The organism is Halogranum amylolyticum, assembly GCF_900110465.1.
Taxonomy (GTDB): Archaea; Halobacteriota; Halobacteria; order Halobacteriales; family Haloferacaceae; genus Halogranum; species Halogranum amylolyticum.
The window spans coordinates 1-7,951 of record NZ_FODV01000049.1 but is presented as its reverse complement, the minus strand read 5'-3'; the positions used below and the strand labels follow the sequence as shown (position 1 = coordinate 7,951).

Annotated in this window: 5 protein-coding genes and 1 pseudogene; 3 read left to right on the top strand and 3 right to left on the bottom strand. The window is 66.2% G+C overall.

Going from position 1 to position 7,951, the window contains the following annotated elements:
• A partial coding sequence (locus tag BSG17_RS25625; protein ID WP_139246829.1) for an RNA-guided endonuclease InsQ/TnpB family protein occupies positions 1–491 on the top strand: 491 nt, incomplete at its 5' end.
• Between the two features lie 78 nt (positions 492–569).
• Entirely contained in the window at positions 570–2,237 is a 1,668-nt protein-coding gene (locus BSG17_RS25620) for a bacterio-opsin activator domain-containing protein (protein ID WP_089828173.1), read from the top strand.
• A 22-nt stretch (positions 2,238–2,259) separates the two neighbouring features.
• On the opposite strand, the gene pan2 is transcribed toward BSG17_RS25620, so the two are convergent.
• A complete protein-coding gene (gene pan2 / locus BSG17_RS25615; protein ID WP_089828172.1) occupies positions 2,260–3,486 on the bottom strand; it encodes a proteasome-activating nucleotidase Pan2 in 1,227 nt (408 codons plus the stop codon).
• 135 nt (positions 3,487–3,621) lie between these two features.
• Positions 3,622–5,424, bottom strand: a complete 1,803-nt coding sequence (pepF, locus tag BSG17_RS25610; protein ID WP_089828171.1) for an oligoendopeptidase F — start codon at positions 5,422–5,424, stop codon at positions 3,622–3,624.
• Positions 5,425–5,580: 156 nt separating this feature from the next.
• On the opposite strand from pepF, the gene BSG17_RS25605 reads away from it, so the two are divergent.
• Complete coding sequence (locus BSG17_RS25605; RefSeq protein ID WP_089828170.1) at positions 5,581–6,960, top strand: M20/M25/M40 family metallo-hydrolase; 1,380 nt, start codon at positions 5,581–5,583, stop codon at positions 6,958–6,960.
• 82 nt (positions 6,961–7,042) lie between these two features.
• Here the strand turns inward: BSG17_RS25605 and BSG17_RS25600 are convergent.
• A pseudogene (locus tag BSG17_RS25600) lies at positions 7,043–7,951 on the bottom strand (hypothetical protein); the annotation flags it as partial.

Here is a 7,951-nt window from a genome sequence, read left to right as displayed (position 1 = left end):
GGCTCGTCAAAGAGTACGATGCTGTGTTCGTGGAAGATCTGAACGTTCAGAGTATGCTTCAGGGCGATGGAAATGCTCAGAACAAGCAGGACGCCGCGTGGCGACAGTTCATCACCTTGCTTGAATATAAGGGCGACTTGTACGGGACGCACGTCCTGCAGGTTGAAGCGCGAGGAACGACCAAAGAGTGTGCATCATGTGGTGTGGAGACGGCAAAGCCCATCTGGGTTCGTGAGCATTCGTGCCCTGCGTGTGGGTTTAAGACGGATCGAGACGCGAACGCGGCGATGAATGTTCTGCAACGCGGCTGTTCTGAATTAGGGCTGGGATGGCCCGAAGATACGCCTGTGGAGAGTGTGACCGTCCCCAGAAACGCATCGCGTTTCTGGCGTGCGAACGAGAGCTTCGCTCTCGTCAACGCTACGGACGCCGCTGATTTCCAGCGCGTGTCTGCAAGTCACGTCGTCGACACAGGAAACCTGTTCTCGTAAGAACAGGATCCCCCGCGCCACCGTGCGCGGGGTAACATTCAAATCACCGAGCACCATCTCTCCGACGGCCGGAATGCCATGACTCTCCCACACGACAATCACGCTCCCGCGAGTGAGCGCACCGGGTCCAGCGAGGCCGACGGCTCGGCCCGCGTGGGGTCGCTCACCGAGGCGGGGTTCGACGCGCTTCCCACGCAGGTCGCCGTTTTGAACAGCGACGCCGAGATCGTCTACACGAACCGGGCGTGGCGACGGTTCGGCGAGGAAAACGGGATACAGGAACCCGCACACACTATCGGCGTCGACTATCTGGCGGTGTGCGACGCCGCCCCCGACGAGCACGCCGTGACCGCCGCAGACGGGATCCGTGGCGTCCTCGAGAACGACCGCGACGAGTTCGCCTTCGAGTACCCCTGTCATGGGCCGGACGAGCAGCGCTGGTTCACCATGCGCGCCATCCGGTTCCGTCACGACGGCGAGGAGTACGTACTCGTCTCCCACCTCGACATCACCGAGCGCAAGCAGTCGGAGCTCCGTGTCGCCGCCCAGAACGACGAGATCGAGACGTACAACCAGGTCAACACCATCGTCCACGACGTCGTCGACTCGCTGCTCGAAGGAGTGAGACGCGACGAGATCGAGACGGCGGTCTGCGACCGACTGGCGAGTTCTCACCTGTACGGGTCGGCGCTCGTCGTCGCTCCCGCCCTCGACGGCGACGCGTTCACCGTCCGCGAGGCGTCGAACGTCGACGGAGAGGCGTGGCTCGACGCCCTCGACGGCGACCGGACGGCGCTGGCCGAACTTGCCGCCGCACTCGACGACGACGACACCGTCGAGGCCGTCCAGTATCTCCACGACTCGTCGACCGTCCCGGACGCGCTGAAGGACGTCGCTCTCGACGGCGGTTACCGCTCGTTCGCACTCGTCCCCATCTCGTATCTCGGCCACACCTACGGCGTCCTCGTCATCAACGCGCTCCGACCCGAAGCGTTCGGCGACAACGAGACGCAGGCCTTCGAGGTGCTCGGTGAGACCATCGGCTACGCCATCAACGCCGTCGAGAACCGACGACTGCTCTTCGCGGACACGCTGACGGAACTGGAGCTGACCGTCGGAGCGGACTCGGTGCTCGCCGGACTCGCGGCGACCGCCGAGTGCATCTTCGAGATCGACGGCGTCATCCCGGCCACGGACGGTGTCCACTGTTACCTACGCGTCCGAGGTGCTGCTCCGAGCGACGTCGTCGAGGACGCGAGCGGGACGACCGGCGTCGAGCAGGCGCGCGTGCTCGACGACGGCGTCGGCGGCGGCACCGTCGAGTGTACCCTCGCGTCGTCGCCGCTCCGGACGTTCCTGGACGCCGGTGCGAGGGTCGCGGCGGCGACCGCCACAGCCGGATCGCTCCGGATCAACGCGGTCGTCCCGCCAGAGACGGAGATCCGGACGCTCGTCGAGGGGCTCGTGGCGTCGTTCCCGACGGCCGAACTCGTCGCGAAGCGAGAGACCGACCGGGCGATCAAGTCGGTCGAGGGGTTCCGCGAACAGCTCGAGACGACGCTCACGGACAGACAGCGCCAGACGGTCGAAGCCGCCTACCGCGGCGGCTACTTCAGACGACCGCGCGAGAGCTCCGGCGGCGAGCTCGCCGAGACGTTCGGTATCGCCGGACCGACGTTCCACCAGCATCTCCAGGCCGGGCTGAACAAACTGGCCGGCCTCGCGTTCGACGACGGGCGACACTGAGCCGAAAAGAGCGACCGTCCGTTCAGTACTGGTAGCTTCGGGCCGAGCGGTCCGACGACTCCTCGGCCGCCTCCATCTTCTCTCTCGCCTGCTCGAAGTCCTCCTGTGTGACCTCCGTCCGCTCGTCGCGGATGGCGTACATCCCCGCCTCGGTCGTCAGCGAGGCGAGGTCGGCACCGCTGTAGTCGTCGAGCTCCTCGGCGAGTTCCTCGAAGTCGAGGTCGTCGGCGACGTTCATATCCTGCGTGTGGATCCGGAGGATCTGGGTCCGACCCTCGACGCCGGGCTTGGGTACCTCGATGAGACGGTCGAAGCGACCCGGCCGGAGGATCGCCTCGTCGAGCATGTCGAAGCGGTTCGTCGCGGCGATGATGCGGATCTCGCCGCGGTCCTCGAACCCGTCCATCTCCGAGAGTAGCTGCATCATCGTCCGCTGAACCTCGGCGTCGCCGGAGGTCTTCGAGTCCGTCCGCTTGGCGGCGACGGCGTCGATCTCGTCGATGAAGATGACTGCCGGTTCGCGCTCGGAGGCCAGCTCGAACAGGTCGCGGACGAGCCGCGACCCCTCGCCGATGAACTTTCGCACCAACTCGGAGCCGGCCATCTTGATGAAAGTGGCGTCGGTCTCGTTGGCGACGGCCTTCGCGAGCATCGTCTTTCCGGTGCCTGGTGGGCCGTGGAGCAGCACGCCCGACGGCGGTTCGACGCCGACGGTCTCGAACTGTCCGGGGTTGACGAGCGGGTCCTCGACGGCCTCGCGGACCTCGCGGACCTGTTCGTCGATACCGCCGATGTCCTCGTAGCGGACTTCGGGCGACTCGTCGACCTCCATCGCCTGTGCGCGGGCGTCGGTCTCGTCGTCGAGCAGTCGCTGGACGGCGAACGAGTCGTTGATGGCGACGCGGTCGCCGGGTTCGAGATCGTCCTGGAGCTGCGGCGAGACCTCGGTGAGTACCTCCTGGTTGTTGCCGTGCTGTTTGATGACGACGCCGTCGTCGGTCACCTCTTCGACGCTCGCGATGTAGAGCGACGAGGTCTTCAGTATCTCGTTGCGCCGCTTGAGGTGGTCGACCTCCTCTTGGAGGCCGTCACGGCGGTCGTCTGCCTCCCTGAGTCGCTCGTCCAGTTCGTCGTTGACCTGCACGATGCGTGCGTAGTGCTTCCGCATCGCGTCCAGCCGCTCGGCGTCCGACATGTCGGGGTCGAGGTCGAGCCGTGGGCGGTCGGGAAGAGACGGGCTATGTGACATTCGTTACGTCCACGTTTGGTATCCGCGTAAATGTGCCTTTGGGTCTCGAGAGTGGTTGGAGGTTGCGACAGGCTGAAACCGCTCGAGTTCCGACGACGCGCCTCCGGCCCCCTGACGGCCGCACCGACGGGTCGACTACTCGAGCTCCAGTAGGTCGGCCATCCGATCGAGGTAGTCGCCGTAGACCGAGAGCGCCTGCTCGATCGGCTCCGGCGAAGTCATGTCGACGCCGGCGGTCGACAGGATCTCCATCGGGTAGGCACAGCCGCCCATCTCTAACGCCTCGAGGTAGTCGTCGGCCGCCTCGTCACCCTCGTCGAAGATGCGCTCGACGATGGAGACGGCCGCGCTGATCCCCGTTGAGTACTGGTAGACGTAGTAGGAGTAGTAGAAATGCGGGATGCGCATCCACTCGCGGCGGATGTCGTCGTCGACGACGGCGGGTTCGTAGAACTCCGCTTTCAGGTCGCCGTACAGCTGATCGAACGTGTCGGGCGTCAGCGCGCCGCCGTCCTCGGCGATCTCGTGGATCTGCTGTTCGAAGTCGGCGAACATGGTCTGGCGGTAGAGCGTCGAGCGGACGCGTTCGAGGTACTCGTCGAGCACGTGCGTCCGGAGATCGTCGCTCTCGGCGTTCTCCAGCAGGTAGTGGGTCAGGAGCGTCTCGTTGACCGTCGAGGCGACCTCGGCGACGAAGATCTCGTAGCCGGAGTACTGCCACGGTTGGGCCTCCTTCGCCAGTTCGGAGTGAAGCGAGTGGCCGAGTTCGTGTGCCAGAGTGAACATCGAGGTGATGTCGTCCTGGTAGTTCATCATGATGAACGGCTGGGTGTCGTAGGTCCCCGAGGAGTAAGCGCCGGACTGCTTCCCGCGGTTCTCGTAGACGTCGACCCACCGGTCCTCCAACCCCTGTGCGACGCGCTGTTGGTAGTCCTCGCCGAGCGGCGCGACCGCCTCGACGATGTACTCCTTCGCCTGCTCGTAGGGGACCTCGGGGCCTTCGTCGCCGGTCAACGACATATAGAGGTCCCACATCTGGAGGTCGTCGACGTCGAGCGCCTGCCGCTTCAGGTCGGCATGACGGTGGAGATGATCGAGATTCTCGCGAACGGTTCCGAGCAGGTTGTCGTACACCTCGACGGGGATGTTCGGTCCGTCGAGCGACGCCTCGCGAGCAGTGTCGTAGTTCCGCGCTCGGGCGAGTTTCACGTCCGTCTTCACGCTGTTCTTCAGCGCGGTGCCGACGGCGTTGCGGACGTCCGCCCACTCCTCGTAGAACTCCTCGTGGACCGTCTGCCGGAACTCGCGGTCGGGATGCTTCAGCAGTTTCGTGAAGTTCCCCTGGGAGATCTCGACCGCCTCGCCCTCGGGGTTCTCGACGGTCGGGAACGTCATGTCCGCGTTCGACAACATGTTGTAGATGTCGCTGGACGCGCCCGTCACCTCCGACAGTTCGGCGAGCAGTTCCTCGACCTCCGCCGAGCGAGTATGCGGCTTCATCCGCAGCACGTCGTCGAAGTAGTGTTCGTACTCGGCGAGGCCGGGTTCGTCGTCGACGAACGAGGCGACATCTGCCTCGTCGAGGTTCTGCTGGAGTTCGGGTTCGATGAAACTCGTCGCGCTCTGTGCCTTCGACGCCAGCGACTGTGCACGCGTCGACAGCGCCTGATACTCCTGGTTACGCGTGTCCTCGCTGCTCCGCAAGCGTGCGTACGACGCCACCGTCGCGACGTCGCGCATCAGCGACTCCTCGAGTTCGAGCGCCGAGAGCAGCGTCTCGGCGTCCTCCGTGAGCCGCCCCTCGTACTCCCGGACGTCATCGACCCGACTCTCGACGTCCTCGAAGGCCGTCTCCCACTCCTCGTCGTCAGCGTAGATGCTCTCGAGGTCCCACTTGTACTCCTCGTCGATCTCGCTTCGCTCGGGAACCGAACTCATTGACGGAGGGTTGGTCGTCGTAGTGGTAAGTCTTGCCAAACCGGTCGAACAGCCCCGACAGCACAGCGTTCACTCGCTCTCTCGACTCGGCCGTTCGACGCCCCTCTCGACTCGACCACCCACCGGGCCTTTGGTCCCGTCGCGTGAACGCGACCTATGGACGACACGCTCCACGCCGCACTCGGGCGGGCGTGGCTCGACGACATCGGATGGAACCTGCTGACCGACCTGACCGCTATCGACGGTCGGATGGGCGGCAGCGACGGCGAACGACGCGCCGCCGACCGCGTCGCCGACGCCCTCCGCGCCGCCGGCGTCGACGACGTCCGTCTCCAGCCGTTCGAGACGAACCGCTGGACGCGCGGGTCGGCGACGCTCGACCTCCTCGCGCCCGACGACCGCTCGTTCGAGGCGCTCGCGCTCCCGTACTGCCCCGCCGGGGAGGTCGAGGCCGATCTCGTCGACGTCGGTCACGGCACGCCGAGCGAGGTCGACGACTGCGACGTCGCCGGGAAGGTCGCCGTCGCGAGCACGACCACGCCCGAAGGCGGGCGGTTCGTCCACCGGATGGAGAAGTTCGGCCACGCCGTCGAAGCGGGTGCCGTCGGCTTCGTCTTCGTCAACCACGTCCCCGGTCAACTGCCGCCGACGGGTGCACTCCGGTTCGACGAGGAGGCCGACGCCGTCGCCGTCGGTGTCTCGAAGGAGACGGGCGCGTGGCTCACGGAGTACGCCGAACGCGGCGGTCGGGTCCGTCTCTCGGTCGACGCCCGAACCGACCCGGCGGAGAGTCAGAACGTCGTGGGTCGACTCGGGGGCGGCCCCGGTCGGACTCACGGAGGCGACGAGCACGACAGGACTGACGGAACCGACGGGAGCGACGTGGACGGCGACCTCCTCCTCGTCGCCCACTACGACGCCCACGACGTCGGCGAGGGCGCGCTCGACAACGGCTGTGGCGTCGCCGTCGTCGTCGCCGCCGCCCGGATCCTCGCCGAACTCTCTCCCCGTCTCGACCGCGACGTCCGGGTCGCAGCGGTCGGCTGTGAGGAGACGGGACTCGTCGGGTCGGAGCGTCTCGCGAGCGCCGTCGACCGCGACGACCTCGCCGCCGTCGTCAACGTCGACGGTGCGGGGCGGTTCCGCGACCTCGTCGCGATGACGCACACCTCCGAGGCGACGGCCGACGTCGCCGAGACGGTCGCCGACGAAACCGGACGCCCGATCCGCGTCGTCTCGGAGCCCCACCCGTTCAGCGACCAGTGGCCGTTCGTCCGCGAGGGCGTCCCGGCGCTCCAACTGCACAGCGACAGCGGCGAACGCGGCCGCGGATGGGCGCACACGTCGGCCGACACACGCGAGAAGGTCGACCGTCGGAACCTCCGCGAACACGCGATGCTGACGGCGCTCTTTGTTCTGGAACTCGCCGGACGCGACGTCGCCCGACTCGACCGCGACGACCTCGTAGCGGCGTTCCGCGACGCCGACTTCGAGCGGGGGATGCGTGCAGCCGACCTGTGGCCCGACGACTGGTGAGGAGTGCTGCCGCTCTCGGGGCTGTGTCCGAAAAAAGTGGTCGTCGGTCGGTGCTACGAGGTGGTGGCTGGAACCGCCGTGGTTAGCGTTCCTGCTTCTGTTCCACCTTGGTGTCGGCGTCGCCGCCGTTGACGCTGACTTCCTGCTCCATCTCGCTGGAGCCGTCTCCGGAGTTGCTCTCGGAGTCGGAGTCGGCGGTCTTGTCGCTGCTCGACCCGGACATCGAGGCCTTGCTGTCGGAGCACTTCGTGTCCGTGCACATTCCCGATGCGGCGGTGTGAGCACCCTCCGAGGAGGAGCCGTCGGTCGCGTCGTGGGTCACAGAGGTGCCCTGCATCCCCATGCCACCGACGTCGCTGAAGCTGACCTGAACCTGCGTCGCGGACGCGTCCTGTGTCTGGCTCTGGTCGTTGTCTTCACCGGACTGGCTCTGCTCGGCGGACTGCTCGATGCTCTGCTCTTGGCTCTGCTCGATGTCGTCACCGCGGGCGTGCTGTCCGGCCTCTGCCTCGGCGTTCTGCGTCTGGCTCTGGTCGTTGTGCTCGCCCTCCTGGTCCTGCTCTGCGTCCTGATCGATGTCCTGTTCCTGATCCTGTTCGATGTCGTCACCGTGCGCAGCCTGGCTGGCGTCGGCCGAGGCGTCCTGGTCCTGCGTCTGGTCGTTGTGGTGGCCCTCCTGGTCCTGCTCTGCGTCCTGCTCTACGCCCTGTGACTGCTCCTGATCGGTGTCGTCACCGGTGGCGATCTGCTCGGCGGACTCGGTGGCCTCCTGGCTCTGCTCCTGGTCGTGGCGGTCGCCGTCCTGCTCTTGGTCTTCGTCCTGCTTGACGCTCTGTCGCTGTTCCTGGTCGCTGTCCTCGCCGTCTTGGCTCTGGAGCGCGTCCTGTTCGGAGTCCGCGTCCTGCGACTGGTCGTTGTGTTCACCGTTCTGCTTTTCGTTCTGGTCCTGGACGGACTGCGAGCGCTGCTTCTGGTCGTTGTCCTCGCCGAA